16 protein-coding genes and 1 pseudogene are annotated in these 14,679 nt (G+C 67.3%); 3 read left to right on the top strand and 14 right to left on the bottom strand.

All coding sequences use genetic code 11. The features are described from left to right. From DQW06_RS09990 to DQW06_RS09940, 13 genes and pseudogenes are all read right to left on the bottom strand, one after another. Positions 1-268: pseudogene (locus DQW06_RS09990) on the bottom strand (serine hydrolase); the annotation flags it as partial. 932 nt (positions 269-1,200) lie between these two features. Continuing rightward, on the bottom strand, positions 1,201-2,355 hold the full coding sequence (locus DQW06_RS09985; RefSeq protein WP_117198335.1) for a tyrosine-type recombinase/integrase: 1,155 nt from the start codon (positions 2,353-2,355) through the stop codon (positions 1,201-1,203). Positions 2,356-2,426: 71 nt separating this feature from the next. Then, complete coding sequence (locus DQW06_RS09980; RefSeq protein WP_117198334.1) at positions 2,427-2,627, bottom strand: helix-turn-helix domain-containing protein; 201 nt, start codon at positions 2,625-2,627, stop codon at positions 2,427-2,429. Between the two features lie 48 nt (positions 2,628-2,675). Then, entirely contained in the window at positions 2,676-4,181 is a 1,506-nt protein-coding gene (locus DQW06_RS09975) for a YfjI family protein (protein ID WP_117198333.1), read from the bottom strand. Further along, entirely contained in the window at positions 4,181-5,089 is a 909-nt protein-coding gene (locus tag DQW06_RS09970; protein ID WP_117198332.1) for a bifunctional DNA primase/polymerase, read from the bottom strand. The genes DQW06_RS09975 and DQW06_RS09970 overlap by 1 nt, the downstream gene beginning before the upstream one ends. After that, positions 5,086-5,493, bottom strand: coding sequence for an RRQRL motif-containing zinc-binding protein (locus DQW06_RS09965; RefSeq protein ID WP_117198331.1), 408 nt, complete (start codon positions 5,491-5,493; stop codon positions 5,086-5,088). The genes DQW06_RS09970 and DQW06_RS09965 overlap by 4 nt, the downstream gene beginning before the upstream one ends. 234 nt (positions 5,494-5,727) lie before the next feature. Continuing rightward, positions 5,728-7,725, bottom strand: a complete 1,998-nt coding sequence (locus tag DQW06_RS09960) for a hypothetical protein (protein ID WP_117198337.1) — start codon at positions 7,723-7,725, stop codon at positions 5,728-5,730. Between the two features lie 64 nt (positions 7,726-7,789). Beyond that, positions 7,790-8,158, bottom strand: a complete 369-nt coding sequence (locus tag DQW06_RS09955; RefSeq protein ID WP_117198330.1) for a hypothetical protein — start codon at positions 8,156-8,158, stop codon at positions 7,790-7,792. Further along, positions 8,148-8,417 (bottom strand): hypothetical protein, encoded by a 270-nt coding sequence (locus tag DQW06_RS09950; protein ID WP_117198329.1) that lies wholly within the window; start codon positions 8,415-8,417, stop codon positions 8,148-8,150. The genes DQW06_RS09955 and DQW06_RS09950 overlap by 11 nt, the downstream gene beginning before the upstream one ends. Then, positions 8,414-9,652: a winged helix-turn-helix domain-containing protein gene (locus DQW06_RS09945; RefSeq protein ID WP_117198328.1), complete on the bottom strand. Its 1,239-nt coding sequence runs from the start codon at positions 9,650-9,652 to the stop codon at positions 8,414-8,416. The genes DQW06_RS09950 and DQW06_RS09945 overlap by 4 nt, the downstream gene beginning before the upstream one ends. Continuing rightward, positions 9,649-9,789, bottom strand: coding sequence for a hypothetical protein (locus tag DQW06_RS29205; RefSeq protein WP_198662416.1), 141 nt, complete (start codon positions 9,787-9,789; stop codon positions 9,649-9,651). Before DQW06_RS29205 ends, DQW06_RS09945 begins: the two co-directional genes overlap by 4 nt. Further along, positions 9,789-9,959, bottom strand: coding sequence for a hypothetical protein (locus tag DQW06_RS29200; protein ID WP_198662415.1), 171 nt, complete (start codon positions 9,957-9,959; stop codon positions 9,789-9,791). Before DQW06_RS29200 ends, DQW06_RS29205 begins: the two co-directional genes overlap by 1 nt. 57 nt (positions 9,960-10,016) lie before the next feature. Beyond that, the gene (locus DQW06_RS09940) at positions 10,017-10,310 is read right to left on the bottom strand and encodes a WhiB family transcriptional regulator (RefSeq protein WP_117198327.1); all 294 of its coding nucleotides are present in this window, start codon (positions 10,308-10,310) and stop codon (positions 10,017-10,019) included. A gap of 207 nt (positions 10,311-10,517) precedes the next feature. Here DQW06_RS09940 and DQW06_RS09935 point away from each other — a divergent pair, with 207 nt between their 5' ends. The 3 genes from DQW06_RS09935 (at position 10,518) to DQW06_RS28880 (ending at position 12,664) form a co-directional block, all read left to right on the top strand. Next, on the top strand, positions 10,518-11,288 hold the full coding sequence (locus DQW06_RS09935) for a GntR family transcriptional regulator (RefSeq protein ID WP_117198326.1): 771 nt from the start codon (positions 10,518-10,520) through the stop codon (positions 11,286-11,288). Beyond that, positions 11,285-11,740, top strand: coding sequence for an NUDIX hydrolase (locus tag DQW06_RS09930; RefSeq protein WP_117198325.1), 456 nt, complete (start codon positions 11,285-11,287; stop codon positions 11,738-11,740). The genes DQW06_RS09935 and DQW06_RS09930 overlap by 4 nt, the downstream gene beginning before the upstream one ends. Positions 11,741-11,926: 186 nt before the next feature. Then, positions 11,927-12,664, top strand: coding sequence for a hypothetical protein (locus tag DQW06_RS28880; protein ID WP_157983394.1), 738 nt, complete (start codon positions 11,927-11,929; stop codon positions 12,662-12,664). A 552-nt stretch (positions 12,665-13,216) separates the two neighbouring features. On the opposite strand, the gene DQW06_RS29475 is transcribed toward DQW06_RS28880, so the two are convergent. After that, positions 13,217-14,332, bottom strand: coding sequence for an MrcB family domain-containing protein (locus DQW06_RS29475; protein WP_255418226.1), 1,116 nt, complete (start codon positions 14,330-14,332; stop codon positions 13,217-13,219). Between the last annotated feature and the right edge of the window lie 347 nt (positions 14,333-14,679).

Here is a 14,679-nt window from a genome sequence, read left to right as displayed (position 1 = left end):
ATCGCCCCGCCGTGCGCACGCGGAGCCCCCCGTCCCCGTCCGTCTCCACCAGCGCGACCGACAGGCCGTGGTACCCCGTGGTGTCGGCGATCCCCCCGCGCACGCGCTCGACCAGCTCCGTGTCCCCGTCGGATTCCGCGCCGAGCTCGTAGGGGCGCGGAGCGAGGGCGGCCGCGCCGACGGTGACGAGGACGGCGGTCAGTGCCGTGATCGCCCACCGTCGCGGTCCGCGCGGACGGTGTCGGGCAGAGGGGTCGGACGCGGTCACTCGGGTCTCCTCGTCTCCGGCCGGGTCGTCGGTGATCCGGGCTCGCCCGAACCTACGGCCGCGGACCGCGGCGGAGCACTACGGGTGTGCCCCGTTCCGGAGGTGGGGCAGGGCCCACCCCGACCAGCACGAAGGCCGGTCCTACGGGACCGGCCTTCGTCGTGTTGGGGGCCAAATGGGGGGCCACAGCCTCGGGACGCTGCTTCAGCGCACCAACGGCCCTAGTTGCACGACCCCGCCAAGTCTCACGCCGACGCCGGACTGGCTCTTAACGCGCCGAGGCCCTTGGCCGCCTCAACTCAACTGCTGCACGATCGGCAGAGAACGCGGCGTCATCCCAGACGCAGTGAGCTATATCGACAAGGCAGTTCTCCTCTGGACTGGCGCACTTCGATACATGCTATACATGTATCGAAGCGTGAGCCTTGATCAGCACTGATCAAGTTCCTTCGCGGAAGAAAAGAGGAGAGCCCGGCGCCGCCCGCGAAGCAACACCGGAACTCTCCTCACTACAAGGTCGGCCTCTCCGCTAGGGAGAGGTCGACCTAGGTGTTCTTGACGATCTCCGCCAAGAAACGGAACAGGACCTCAAGGAAGCGCCAAAACTCCGGGCTTCCCCAGTTGCGGTACCTGCGTGTCGGCTCCATGCCTCTCCTTCCACGCCGACTGCACTGTGCAGCGGTCTCCTATGACCGTCGGCGCTAGCACCCGCCGGTCACCCAGCAAGGAGAGGAGCGAAGCTTCCGTGTCTAAAAATAGCGCCCCTGGAGAGCAGCCTAGGTTTATGTAGTACCGAAAGCCCAGGTCACGACAGGTTTGACTCTAACCAGTTATCATGCATTCCATGCGATGACCTGCGCATATTTTCCGCCCTTCCTGGAACATCATTCATCAGGACTACTTAAAATGTGACTCACGTCACTCACAAGTGTCTAGTCGAAGAGATGATCCATCACCTCAGCGCCCTTGGTGATAACCGGCCGAAGTTCCTTTCGGTAGACCATCTCCGTCGTGGCAGTGCTGCTATGGCCCACCAGGCGCGCGATCTCCTCGACAGGTACACCCTTCTCCGACATCAGCGAGACGAAGCTGTGGCGTAGCTCGCGCGGTGTCCAACTCCCTCCGATGCCTGACGCCTTCACGATCGCTCGGAAGCCGCGACGGACGTTGGCCGCGTCCAACTCCGTCCCGACCGTCGTGGCGAACACGAGGCGGTTGTCCTGCCACGCCTCCCCCACGACCTTCCGATCGTCCTCCTGCGCGACCTGGTGAGCCCTGAGAGCGTTCACCACCGGCACGGGCAGGGCCAGCGTGCGGCGGCTCTTCCTCGTCTTGGTGTCTCCGTGCTCGCGTACCGAGCGCCAGACCTCCACATGGGGAGGGACACCACCGGGTGGGGACAGGTGGACGTGCTCCCAGCGGAGCGCGCGGGCTTCCTCCGTACGGATACCGACCATGAGCGACAACACCACGTAGGCGAACAGCCGAGTGCCCTCCGCCGCTGCGAGTACGGCACGGGCCTGCGAGAGCGTGAGTGCTTTGCTCGGACGGCCTTCCTTCCCGTCCGGGGTGGTGACCAGTTCGGCAACGTTGCGCAGTACCTTGTCCCGGCGTTGGGCGAAGTGAATGGCCCTGCGCAGGACGGCGTGCAGCTCCCGGAGTGACCGGGTCGCGAGCTCTTCGGCCTTGGAGTCCAGCCAGTCGTCGACGTCGTCGGCGGTCAGGTCCTTGAGCTTGGCCCTGCCCAGCTCCGGGATGAGGTGCTTGTTCGCCAGGTTGCGGCACTTGTCCACGGTGGCTGGGGAGCGCCCCTTGAGACCGCGTTTGAGGAAGTCGTCTACGGCGTCGGCGACCGTGTAGGTGGCGGACGGCTTCACGCCGGACTTGGCTTCCTTGACCAGGTCCCGGAGCTTCTCCCGAACCTCCGTCTTCGTGCGGCCGTAGACCTTCGGGCGACGGCGCTTTCCCGAAGGCGTGTAACCGAGGGAGATCTCCCCGCGGAAACACCCCTTGGCCTCGTCCCAGTAGACGGTTCCCTGCCCGGCCTGTCCCTTGGACTTCTTCGCCTTGGGCTCCGAGTTCCCCATGCTGTCCTGTGCTCCTGTCTGACGTACTGGTAGGGGATGACCGCTCCCACCAGGAAGCGGCCACAGGGATGTCAGGCGGCGTTGGCCTCTGTCGTGAGTAGGTCGATGTAGGCGTCGATAGCGTCGGCGGTCACGCGGCGGTTCTTGCCGGTGCCGACCGTGGCCAGCCGTCCGGCGCGGATCTCGGCGAACAGGCGGGTGCGTCCCATCGACAGCACGTGCGCGGCCTCGGTGAGGGTGAACAGCCTCTTGGGGAGTTCCTGAACGGTCATGAGCGGTGCTTCCTTTCTGGGAGTGCGGCCCCGGTGGTTGCTTGGCGGCTATGCGCCGGGACCGCTGATCTGCGGGTGAACCTGGTAGGCGGGTGAGGGCGGGCGTCCCCCCTTCGGGTTCCGCGGGGGCGGGGGCTCCATCGCTATCCAGCCGTAGCCCTCCAGCAGTTCCAGGGAGGGCAGGACGTCAGCGACCTTGGGGAAGGTGCCGCGCGGCAGGCCAGAGAACGCCTCGCGCACGGTGAACCGGGCGGGCTGCTTGCGCCGGAGCCAGTCCAGGACCAGGCGGGCGCGCTCGGTCTCGGGGTCGGCGCCCATGTGGTCGAAGGCGGCTTCTGCGTGGCGGGTGAAGTACTCCCCGATCCGGATCGCGGCGGCCATGGTGTCGCCACCGATGGGGAGCCGGTAGCCGTCCACGGGGTTGTCGGCCAGGTGCAGCAGGGCCGCGATGCGCACGATCGCGCCCACGGACTTGCCCGCCCAGTCGGACATGTGCCCCAGGTCCCCGGTGCGCGGGTGCAGGCGCGGCTCCAGCTTGCGGGCGTAGTCGAGCCGGAGCTCGTCGGCCTCCGGGGAGAGCTGGAGGCGGATGGGGTCGGTCCAGTCGAACAGGTGCACCACCATGCGCATGAGGCGTTCCTCGTAGGTGGCGGCCACGTCGGCGGGAACCGGGGCGGGGTCGACGTTGCGGGTGCCGATGTTGGACTCGGGCAGGGCGTACAGGAACCTGCCGAGCAGGCCCTTGCCGCGGAACCCGGGGCCGGTGGCGATCTCACGGATCACGTCCGGCTGCACGGCCAGACCCAGGGTCAGCACGGCCGTCTCCACGTGCTCGGTACGGTCGCGCCGGTCGACGCGGAGCATGTCCCCGGCGTGACCTTTGAGGAACAGGTCGAAGTTCGGCGCTCCGGAGTAGCGACCCGCGAGGATCTGGAAGATCCCGCCCTCAGCGGAGAGCACGGCGAGCCTGCCGCCCTGGTCACACAGAATGGACGCGGCCCGCTCGGGGGTGACGTCGTCGGCCACGAGCTGGGGCACGACGGGGATCGTGATCTCCTCGATCGCGGCAGCGGCGTCGCTGGCGTCGGCCAGCGCGTCCGGGGCTCCCTTGGAGGAGACGGCTTTGGCCTTGGCCTTCTCCGCGACCCCGGCGGCCACCTCGCGCGCCAGCTCCGCTTCGACGATCTGCGGCTTGATCCGCTCGGTCAGCTCCGCTTCGACCTTGAGGATCGGGGAGGTGATCGCGCGGAACACCGCAGACTTGCGTGAGGCGGGCGGCAGGGCCACGACCGTGAACAGGTTGACCGGTTCGGTGTAGGTGCCACGCACCTGCACGATGGCGCGCCCTCCGGCGGCGGTGGACAGCGCGGCCAGGGCGACGCACCCGGCGGCGTCCACGGGCGTCTGGGTCTCCTCCGCGACCGCCGTGACGAAGGCGGCTACCCAGTCGGGCAAGCAGTCGGCGGGGAAGGCGGGAAGGGTGCCGCGGGCACCGAGCGGGGTGGGAGCGTCCCACCCTTCTTGCCCGGTGCCCTGCTGGCTGTCGGCGGGCATCACGCTGCGGCTCCCCGGGGGCGGCGGATTCCGGCTTGGAGGCCGCTGCGCACGGTGTTCTCGGCTTCGTCCGCTCCCAGACCGATCTGGAGTGCGGCGTTGGTGAGCTGGTCTTCGGCCAGGTGCTTGGGGAGCATTCCCGCACCTACCAGCGTGCCCACGGCGAACGCGGCCTTGTTCAGAGTGTGGTTGCGGCTGCCCTTCTTGGCGGCGAGCACCCGGTCGACCTCTCCGCGCAGCGCCCGGGTGACGTAGGTGGCGGCGCTGGGGTGCGAGGCGAGCATGCTGTGCACCTGGCCGGAGGTCAGCGGGCGTCGGCGTGCGGGTTCCAGCAGGGTCGCCAGCCAGCCGGGGAGCGGGGCTGCGTCCGCGGGGTTGGTGACGGTGTAGGGGCCGCGGCCGTCGGTGTCGGCCACGTACGATCCGGGGCCGACCACGTAGCCGCCCGTGGCGCGGGTGTCGATCAGCCACCCCAACCGGCCCGACGTGTTGCGGTAGGAGGCGTTCTCCGGAGCCGCGTAGTACAGGTGGGTGCCGCCCCGGCGGGTGGTCACGGTGAACGTGTCCAGGAACGTGGTGTCGCCTTCCGCGTGCTCCTCGGCGAGCGCGGCGAGGACATCCGCGCCGTTGGTGATGCCGGGACGTTCCCACTCCGGCGGCGGGGTGTCGCCGTCCTTGGGGGTGTCGAGGTCGACCACCACCAGGTCGGAGGGTCCGCACGCGATAGCGACGTTGTGGGCGGGGTGGGCTCCCCAGTGGGCATGGATCACGGACGGGTCGGTGGTGGCGTGCCGCTCCCAGTCGGTGAAGGTGCGCACGGGCCGCTTGGTGCGGGTGCGCAGCGGGAAGACGTGCCAACCGCGGTTGGCGGCGGCAAGGGCGTAGGGCAGGACGTTCGTGGGGGTCATGCTGCCGCCTCCAGCTCCCACGCCTCGGGGGTTCCGCCTTCGTGGCAGGCCGGGCACTGTCCGAGTGAGGTGGGGATGACGTAGACGAACACCTTGCGGCAGGTCGGGCAGGTACGGCGGACGCGCATCGCGGCGGCCAGAGCGCGGGCACGGGCGGGGGTGAACTCGTCCTTGGGCTTGGCCTCGCTGATCCGGTACAGGGCGGCGGTGCGCACCCCGTCCTTGGCACGTCGGGAGCGCCACATCAGCTGAGCGACGGGGTCGGTGGTGCCGGGACGCATGCCCATGGCGGCCAACTGCTTGCGGGTGGCCAGGTCTTCGGCGAGCACCCAGGCACTGCCCCATGGGTAGGTCGGCAGGCCGTAGCGGGAGCCGTCGGGGTCGAGGAAGCGGGCGTAGGTCACGGGGTGACCTCCGACCGAGCGTGCTGCATCATGGACAGTGCTCCTTGCGGTGACGTTGGGAGTGCTTCTTTGGGAGCGCGGCTCCGGTGGTTGCTTGGCGGCTATGCACCGGAGCCGCTTTTCTCGTCTGGGGACGGTGGAGACGCCCCGGCGTGGTGTTACAGCTCAGGGAGCGTCTCCAGCGTGTGGAGACAGGGTGGAGACGGGTGTGGAGACACCCTGTGGAGACGGTCCTCAGGCGGCCACGAGAGCGTCGGAGACGATCCGCCAGGAGCCGTCGTCCTCGTGGCGGATACGGCCTTCCTCCTCCAGCCGGTTGAGCTGTCGGTAAACCCACGCGCGCTTGCGGTCGACACCGATCTCCCGCAATCCCTCCCCCACGTCCGGCGCGCGGAAGGTGGTCAGGCCGCGGTCGAGCCAGGTCTGGAACATCGAGTCGAGCGCGGCGCGGGCCTCCTCGGCGGATTCCTTGGAACGTCGGCGCGGCGTCAAGGGGAAGTCCTCACCCTCCACTGGGTGAATCTCCTCTTCGAGGTCACCTGTGACATCGGGGTCATCGTCGGGAGTGTTCAGCACGATCGGCTCCACCTCCGGCTCAGACGGGGCCTCCTCCGGCGTCCGCGTGGCCACCGGAGCGGTTGCCGCCACGGGCGCGGTGGGCTCACCATTGCCAGCGCTGGCGGCCCTGTAGTCGGAGTAGGCGCGGCCGAAAGCCTTCCTGGTGACGGGGTCGAGCTTGGCGTCCTGGTCGGGCAGGGAGTCGGCCGCGGGGGTCAGCACGGTGTTCTCCTCGGAGGGGTCCGTCGAGGGCGGGCCGAACATCTTCACCGGCACCACGTGGCGGTCGGAGTCGGCGAACTCGATTGCGGCGAAGGCCGCTCCGGGCTTGGCCTTGCGCCAGCGGGCGGGTTCGGCTCCGGCCGCGATGACGTAGTCGGGCAGCACATAGGAGGCGTCCGCGTCGTCGCGGACCCCGAAGCACACGCCGTCGCCCAGGTTGGCGCGCGCGTCCGTGTCGAGGTTGCCGTAGGTGGCGCGCTGGAGGCTGACCTCGATGTGCATCCCCACCGAGCGGGCGACCCTCAGCAGTTCCACCAGTTCGTCGAAGTCGGCGACCTCCGCGGCCTCCTCGATCAGCACGTGCAGGAAGGTCAGGCCGCACCCGCGCGTCCACTGGGCCTGCCCGCGCTCCCCCAGGTAGTCGGCGCGGGCTCGCACGGCCCGCTTGAGCGCGTCCAGCAGGGCGCGGGAGGCGCGCTTGTCGTAGGCGGGCCATCCGATGGCGTTCTGCACCGGACCGAGGGTCTGCTTGCCCTTGGCCAAGTCGATCGCGCACACGAACGTGTCGGAGCGCGCGGCGACCTGCACGAGCTTGATCTTGCCGTGGACGGACTTGCCCGCCCCGGACATGCCCACGGTCAGGGTGTGCTTGCCGGGGAGCATGTCCCGGTAGGGCTCCCCATCGGTGTAGACACCCAGCTCCAAGGGCGCGTCGGCGATGGAGACGCCCACCGTGGCCGCGTCCAGGCCGGGCCAGGGCACGAGCTGCCCGAGCAGGTCCTTGGTGACGATGGTGATCTCGCCGCGTCCGGCGTGCGCGGGGTCTTCGGCGATGGTGATCGCGCCGGGAGCGACGCCGTAGGCGGAAGCCAGCTCCTTGCGGCGGTCCTGGAGGTCGTCCACGGTCCTGCCGGGAGCCATGGTGAGCCGACCCTTGGTCTGTACCTCGGTCTGCTTGGTGACGCGCATGCTCACGCCCTTGATCCCCAGCCGCGCGGCGATGTCCTCCCAGGAGGGCAGAGCGGACGGGGCTTCAGAGGCGGCGTTGCCCTGCCCGGCCGACCAGGTGTGCACGTTGGAGGCCGCGGCAAGGGTGCCTCCGGCGAGCACGAGCAGATCGAGCATCGGACGCCCGGTGCCGGCGACGGTGGCGGCGGCCAGCCAGAGAGTGCACGTGCCGGTCGAGGCGGTGGAGATCAGGTGTGCGTACCAGGTGCGGGCGCTGGTCAGGCGGTGGGCGAAGTAGGTGACGGTCGCTCCGGCGGTGGTGACGCCGGTCGCGGCGGCCAGTGTCCATCCTCCGGCGTCGCCCCACATCAGGTGGGCGGCCCACCCGGCGGGGACCATCAGGGAGGTGGTCAGCCAGGGTCGGACGTAGGCCATCGCTCCGGAGCCGCGCCGAACGGCGACCTCGTGTCCGTCGCGGCGGACCACCAGTTCCTCACGGGACATGTCGTTCATTCCTTCCGTGGTGGCCGGGGGCCGCTGTGCGCGGCCCCCGGGTGTGGTTCGTCGGTCAGGAACCCAGGTCGATGACCCGGCGCTTCTTCTTCGGCTTGATGAGGTGCTCGAAGTGCTTGATCATCGAGCCCCACGTGCGAACCGCCTCGATGCCGACCATGCGCTGTGCCTCGGCGGAGCGGCGCAGGTGCCGGGCGACGCTGCGGGCCTTGCGGCGCATCGCGAGGTGGCTCTCGCCGTCACCGGGCGGCAGGTCCTTGAGAGCGGCCTCCAGCTCCTGGGCGGAGTACTCCAGCTCCATGGCCAGAGCCCGGGAGAGCTTGCGGACGGTCTCGGTGTAGCGGCGGATGTCGGAACCGGTCTCGAACTCGATCGCTTCCAGGTCGGAGATGATCTGCTTGGCGTAGACGGACTCAGCGCTCACGGGCGCTCCTCTCAGCGGTGTTCGGGCGGTTGATGACGACGGCGATCACACCCCTGCCGGGGCCGTGGCGTCGGGTGTGCGCCGCCGCGAGGTGGGCGCGCCAGGTGCTTCCGAGCCACGCCGCGAGGTCGGCTCCCCAGAGGCGGACAGGGCGGGTGTCCAGGCAGGCGGAGACCAGCGTGTCCAGGTGGGCGAGCAGGTGATCGGCGAAGGCGAGAGCCGCCCTCAGGCACGTGCGCCAGTCCGGTCGGGCACTCACGAGGCGTCGCCTCCGGACTCGATCTCTCGGCGGATACGGCGCACGGTGGACTCACCCAGCCCGAGCGCTTCGGCGATCTCGGCCGTGTGAGCGTCGGGATTCCGGTACAGGTGGTCGGCGACGCGGCGGCGGTTGCGCTCCCCTTCCAGACGACGGCGCTCCTGAGCGGTCAGCACCCGCTCAGCGGACTCGTCGTCCTCGTGTGAGCGGTCGCGCTCACACGGGCGCTCAGACGGTGTGGCCTGCTCCGACTCCGGAGCGGGCGGCACGGTGACGGGGTCCTGTTGCCCGTGTGAGCGCTCCGGGGAGTCTCCGTGTGAGCGGTCCCCCTTGTGCGAGCGCTCGGACGGGCCGCCGTGTGAGCGGTGGTGGTCGCGGAGGTAGTCCGCGGCCTCCTCGGCGATGGCCTCACCCACCACCACCGCCAGGCCGTCACCGGGGTTGTGGCGCGGCGGTGCGGGGATCGCCTCGTTGTTCTGCCCGCTCTCCGCGTGGTGCGGAGCCGTGGCACCGGTGATGCGAGCCATCACCGCGGTGATCGCGTCGGCGGAGGTGACCGTGATCAGGTAGGCGAACAGGCTGAACGCGGCCGATCCCAGCGAGGCGACGGCGCCCACGGGGCCGGAACCGATCGTGGAACCGATGATGCTCACCAGCAGCGGGATCACGACGAGCGCGACCAGGGCCGTGCGCACACGCCCCTTGGGGAGCGCCCCGGCGAAGGCGAGCTTGCCCGCCCAGATGACCGCGGCCGTCGACATACCAGTCAGAGCGACCTCTGCGAGGTAACCGATGCCGGTCGGGGCCTCAGGCTGGTGGGTGTGGACGGCCGCCTCCAGCCCCATCGCGGACCCGATCGAGAGGACGATCGAGGCCGCGAGGGACAGGTGGGCAAAGTGCCGACGTGAGCGGGTCAGGTCCAGGACCGTGTAGGCCGGATCGGTGGCCGCTCGGGCGGCGTCCACGGCCTGAGCGGCACGGATGGCCTCTTCGGCGCGGCGGTCGGTCTCGCGCTCGGAGCGCAGCACCCGGCGGTGCTCCAGCTCCAGGCGGGTCTTCAGCCGTTCGGCGGACAGGGTGTCGGCCTGGCCCCGGGTGGCGGGATTCAGCCGGGGGTCGGACAACAGGTCCTGGTCGGGGACGGACTGGAGGGCCTTGGCGTCCTGCACCTGCTTGCGCAGGGCGGCCACCACGTCGGTCGGCTCGGGAGCGTTGCGCTTCTTCCGGAGGGTCATCGGTCGTCTCCCAGCTTGGACAGGCGACGGATGGTGTCGCGGTCGGCGCGGGCGTTGGGCCAGAGCAGGCCACCGGTCAGACGCCAGGTGAGGGCGGCGACCGTCAGCAGGGCGAACAGGGAGATCAGGACGGCCATCAGTGCCTCCTCCGTCGGGTGGTCTGGGCGAGGATCAGGCGGGTGCGGCCCCAGCGGCGGAAGGTGCGGCGCACCTTGCGGACGACTTCGGTGATCTTCAGCAGGGCGAAGCCGACCAGGGTGGCGGCAACGGCTCCCGCCAGGGCGGCGGCGATCGTCTGCTCGGTCACGGGGTCACCTCCGACCTGTCCGGGACGGTCAGGAAGGGCGTGGTCCGGGTAGCCATGTCAGGCGACCTCTCGCGAGTACGTGCTGATCTCGTCGTGGGTGAGGCCGCCCCAGACCCCGGCGGACGGCAGGTCCCGGAGAGCCAGCTCCAGGCACAGCTCCCGGACGGGGCAGGTGAGGCACAGGACCTTGGCGGAGCGCTCCCGCAGCGTGCGGGCTGCGGGCTTCTCGCCGAACAGGTCGGAGGTGTCGGGCTCGAAGAACAGCTCCGGCTGCGTGGCGCAGGGGAGGTGGTGTTCGGCCATCGCGGCGCGGAGTCGCGCCGTGGACAGGGTCTTCGGGTCGGGGCTCACAGAACCTCCTGGTGGGAAGGGAAGCCCGGTCCCTGCTGGCGGCTATGAAGTAGGGCTCCGGGCTGCTATGTCTTCGACGGTACGCACTTATGTCATAAGAGTCAAGACATATGCAATAAGTTGCTTCGAGGTTAGCTCAGCCTGAGGTGGAGGAGTCCGAACGGCTACGGTGGGGAGACCGCACTTATGTCAGAAGACGGAGGCCCAATGAGCAGCCTCGAAGCACCGAAGGCCCGGTACAAGCAGGTGGCGGAGCTGCTGCGCGATGCCATCAAGCGCGGTGACTACGCGGCGGGGTCGACGCTCCCCAGCCAGCCGGAGCTAGCGCGCGAGTACGACCTGAACCAGAGTTCGATCAGCCGGGCCATGGCCATGCTCCGAGCCGAAGGGTTGATCCGCACGGAACACGGCAAGGGCTCCGTCGTCCTGGAAGTGCCCACAGTCAAGAGGGTTCGGCGCATCGACAGGGACTACAGGACCCGCCCCACCGGCAGCAGCTTCGCGGAAGAGCTGACCAAGGCCGGGCGCACCTCGCGCACGGAGCTGGTCGTGTGCGATGCCGTCGAGGCGCCCGCCGACATCGCCCAAGTGCTCCGACTGGATGAATCCGAGCAGGCGCTGCTACGCAAGCGCCACATGTACGCGGAGGACAAGCCGGTACAGATCGCGGCTTCCTACATCCCGATGAGTGTGGCCGGCAGCGTCGACATCGCCATGCCGGACACCGGGCCCAGCGGCATGTACGCCCGTATCGCGAAGCGAGGATTTGGCCCGGTGCGGTTCACCGAGGACATCGAAGTCCGCGGCGCCAATGAGGATGAGGCGGACTTCCTGAACATCACGTCTGGACAGCCGGTTTTTGCCATTCTCCGAACCGCCTTCGACAAGGACGACCGCCCCGTAGAAACCTGCCTGAACATCCTGGCGGCTCTCCAATGGAAGCTCACCTACGCATGGGAACAGGACGTGAGGTCATGACCGAGGCAACGCCCCGCCACAGCGTCAGCGTGACTGGTGTGGTGATCCGGCCTGACGACGGCAAGGTTCTCGTGATCAAACGGACCGACGACGGCCGTTGGGTTCCCCCGGGCGGTGTCCTGGAGCTGGACGAAACGCCGGAGCAATGCGTCGTACGGGAAGTCAGAGAAGAGACCGGAATCGAAGCCAAGCCGATACGCTTGACCGGGGTCTACAAAAACATGAACCTCGCCGTGGTCTCCCTAGCCTTCCTATGCGAGCCCATAGGCGGCGAACTGCGCGCCAGCGACGAATCGACCGTGAGCACATGGCTAGAGCCCGATGAAGCTATCAAGCGCTGCCCCGAGGCCCGGGGAGTTCGCATCGCAGACGCTTTATCGAACGGCGATCCACAGGTCCGATCCCACAATGGGACATCACTAATAAAAATGCCCCAAAACAAGATTAACTGAGGAATTAAAAATGTTACACAAGCCCTAAGCATAGTACAAATACCAAGATTTCGACGAACAGGATCATCTGAATCTTCACCGGACAGGGGATGGCAGCGAAGCCCACAAGCACGTAGAGAAACTACAGTTTAAACAAGTTTGCGCGAAATGCGCCTTACTGCCACCCGAATGCACTAGGATGCACTCATGTCGAATCCAGCAACTGCCCTGGCCAAGCTTCTGGAGTCATGGGAGATCCCCCAGGGATCCGCAGCACACAAGGTACGAGCCGACGGTGACAGCCCGTCTCACCTCTCCTACTGGCAGCGCCAAGCTGACGCTGTAGCGCTACTTCGGGAGGTCGATCAGTCGATTGACGCGTTGATCGAGATGGGAGAAGACGCCTCCCACTTCAGAGAAGATCTAGTCCCTCTCTACCGATCCATCTTTGGACTCGATCCCTCATGGACCGGATCAGAACAGAGACCTCGTCAGGCTGCTCCAGCACACTGCATCAGAGCACTGAAGAACTTGGGCTTGCTCCTAAATTTCTCGGGCCTCTCAATTAAACTGGATGAACCCACAATTCAGGAACTAAGGGAGTCTCTGCATGATTCATATGAATTCATCACAAAAATCCCGAACCTAGACAAAAGCGATAGATTCTATTTGTTCACGCTGATAGCAGAAGCCCGCCGCTATCTTGACGAGGTTGACATTTTCGGGTCAGCTCAAGTTCGCATGAACATTACAGCACTCACAACCGAGATTGTCGTTCAGACAAAAAAGGCACAAGATCAGGGGGAAGCCGAGGTAGCAGAAAAAGGGGAAAAAGCAGGAGGTCGCCTCATGGGTTGGTTGCTCTCTACTTTCGGATCAGCCTTCATGATCAAGTCAGGTGAGCTAGCAGCAGAGTGGGGCCCCAAGGCACTCGGCGGAGGGTAGGGCAAGGCATGGCGGTCTAAACTCCCATGCCTGGGAGCACCGCAGAACCTACAGAATTCACAGAACTGACGTCAGCACAGGTCAATGCCCTGGATCACGGAACCGCAGAACGCCGCGAAACCTCCGCAGAACCCCTTGGGCGGAGGTTCTGCGGTTCTGCAGAGGTTCTGTGAGGTAGTGCGGTTCTGGCTTCCAGGAGGTTGACCAGCCAGAACAGGGGTTCTGTGGGTTGTGCAGGTTCTGCGGTGGGTGGCGAAGGGCTCCCCAGAGGGGGCGTCAACAGGTTGCATGTGCAAGTCCAGAAACCAGTCTCCTGAGATGGCTCCTGCTGGCCGAACCCAAGCACCCGCGCGTGATCTATCGTGGCCACGCGATCGCTGCTCACAGGCGCTCTGAGAGCCGTCTCGTAGTTTCAGTTCCAGTCTCATTCACAACCGTTCGTGACCATTCGCAGCGGTCCACTCGTGAGCCGCCTCCCCCGGTCAGCACGGTGCCGACCGACCGCGAACGGCCCTACGCGGGATTGGAAAGCGTGTTGGCGCAGAGGGCTGCTTAGAGGACCTGCCCAACCCCGGATCGGTAGATGTAGGAGACGACCGTGAGGTCCTCCTCTTCGATCTCCCAAGGCGAAGTGCAGTGCAGTACACCGCCGCTCGCCGTGGGCGGTGACACGCTCCGATCCAGTTGGATCGAGTGGACGACCACCAGGGCGTTCTCGGGCGCGAGCTCGCGCTGCTTATCGACCTCGGCACGCGTGAGGATCACCTGGGTGCCCTCGGAGGTGGTCCCCTTCACCTCCACGTGCAGGCGTTCGTCCCCCCGCTTCAACAGCAGGTCGTAGGACTCCGTGGCCCCGACGTCCTTGACCGACCACCCCTGGGCCTCGAAGTACGCGGTGGCCATACCGACGCTGTGCAGCTCCAGCGCGCGTCGATCGGGTGCGCTCAGTCGAAACCCCTGACCCTTGGCAGCCTTCGTGCGCCGGCCGGCCGTCTTGGCCGCGGCGTCGGTGGCGTCCAGCACCTCAGGGGGCGCGTCTCCCGGAACGTGAGGGGCGGTGTCCTCCCCCTGGTGGACCGCGCGGAGCAGGCGGGCCATGAACAGCAGGTCCTCGACCAGGATGGTCTCGTGGGGCATGGCGTGGCGGTCGTACTCGATCGCGATCACGCTGCCGGCCGCGTATCCGCGTGCCACCTTCGACTTCGTGGCCTGGAGGTCGATGTCCTCGACGAGGTCGTCGCGTCCGGAGAGCATCTCCTTAAGCAGAGGCCGTGCCCACGCCACCCGTTTGGCGAGTTCCTCGGGGCTTCGCGGTGCGAAGTCGGCCCCCGTCCATCGGCTGGTGCCCTGGATCAGAGAGAGGTAGACCCGCTCCCCCTGCGCGCTGAAGAGGTAGACCAGGTACCAACCGTTCGTCGCACTGGAGGAACGCTGTGGGAGGTAGACCCGGGTCCAGGGAACCTCCGTCTTGAGCCCCGTCCCGTCACGTCCTTCCACCCCTACCTCGAGCTCGGGCACACCCAGGGCTGCTGCCAAGACCGCCGTGTGCTGCCGGAGTTGATTCGGAAGTGTGTTGCGGACCAGAACCCCGCGACTCTTCATGGCCTCGGTGTTCTTCGCGCTCCACTGCTTCTGAAGGTCAAGGATCTCGATCAAGGTCTCGTCCACGAGACCGAGCCTAGGCAAGCCCTCCGACACGGGCCAGGGGAGACCACTCCGACGTGCCGGTACCAGGGAGCGTGGTTCTCGAGAATTCGTGCGCGCGGGCCCGAGAACCGACCTCCTGAGATCACTTCCACCGCGCGAACTCCACCGGCCCAAGGTGATCCATCGTGGCGGTGAACTACCCGCTCAGGGGCTGCCTGAGGGGGCCATATGGGGGGCCACGGGAGACGTACGCATGCGGACCGAGGCGAACCCTGTCGATGCCCTCTAGGCAGCTCACAAGCGGTTCCCCCAGGAAGCTCCCCCACTGATTCGAGTTCGGGACGAAGAGGTCGTGGGTTCAAATCCCG

Origin of the sequence: Nocardiopsis sp. TNDT3, assembly GCF_003427465.1 — a bacterium.
Lineage (GTDB): Bacteria > Actinomycetota > Actinomycetes > Streptosporangiales > Streptosporangiaceae > Nocardiopsis > Nocardiopsis dassonvillei.
The sequence above is the reverse complement of the archived record's forward strand: the minus strand, read 5'-3'. Positions and strand labels throughout refer to the sequence as shown.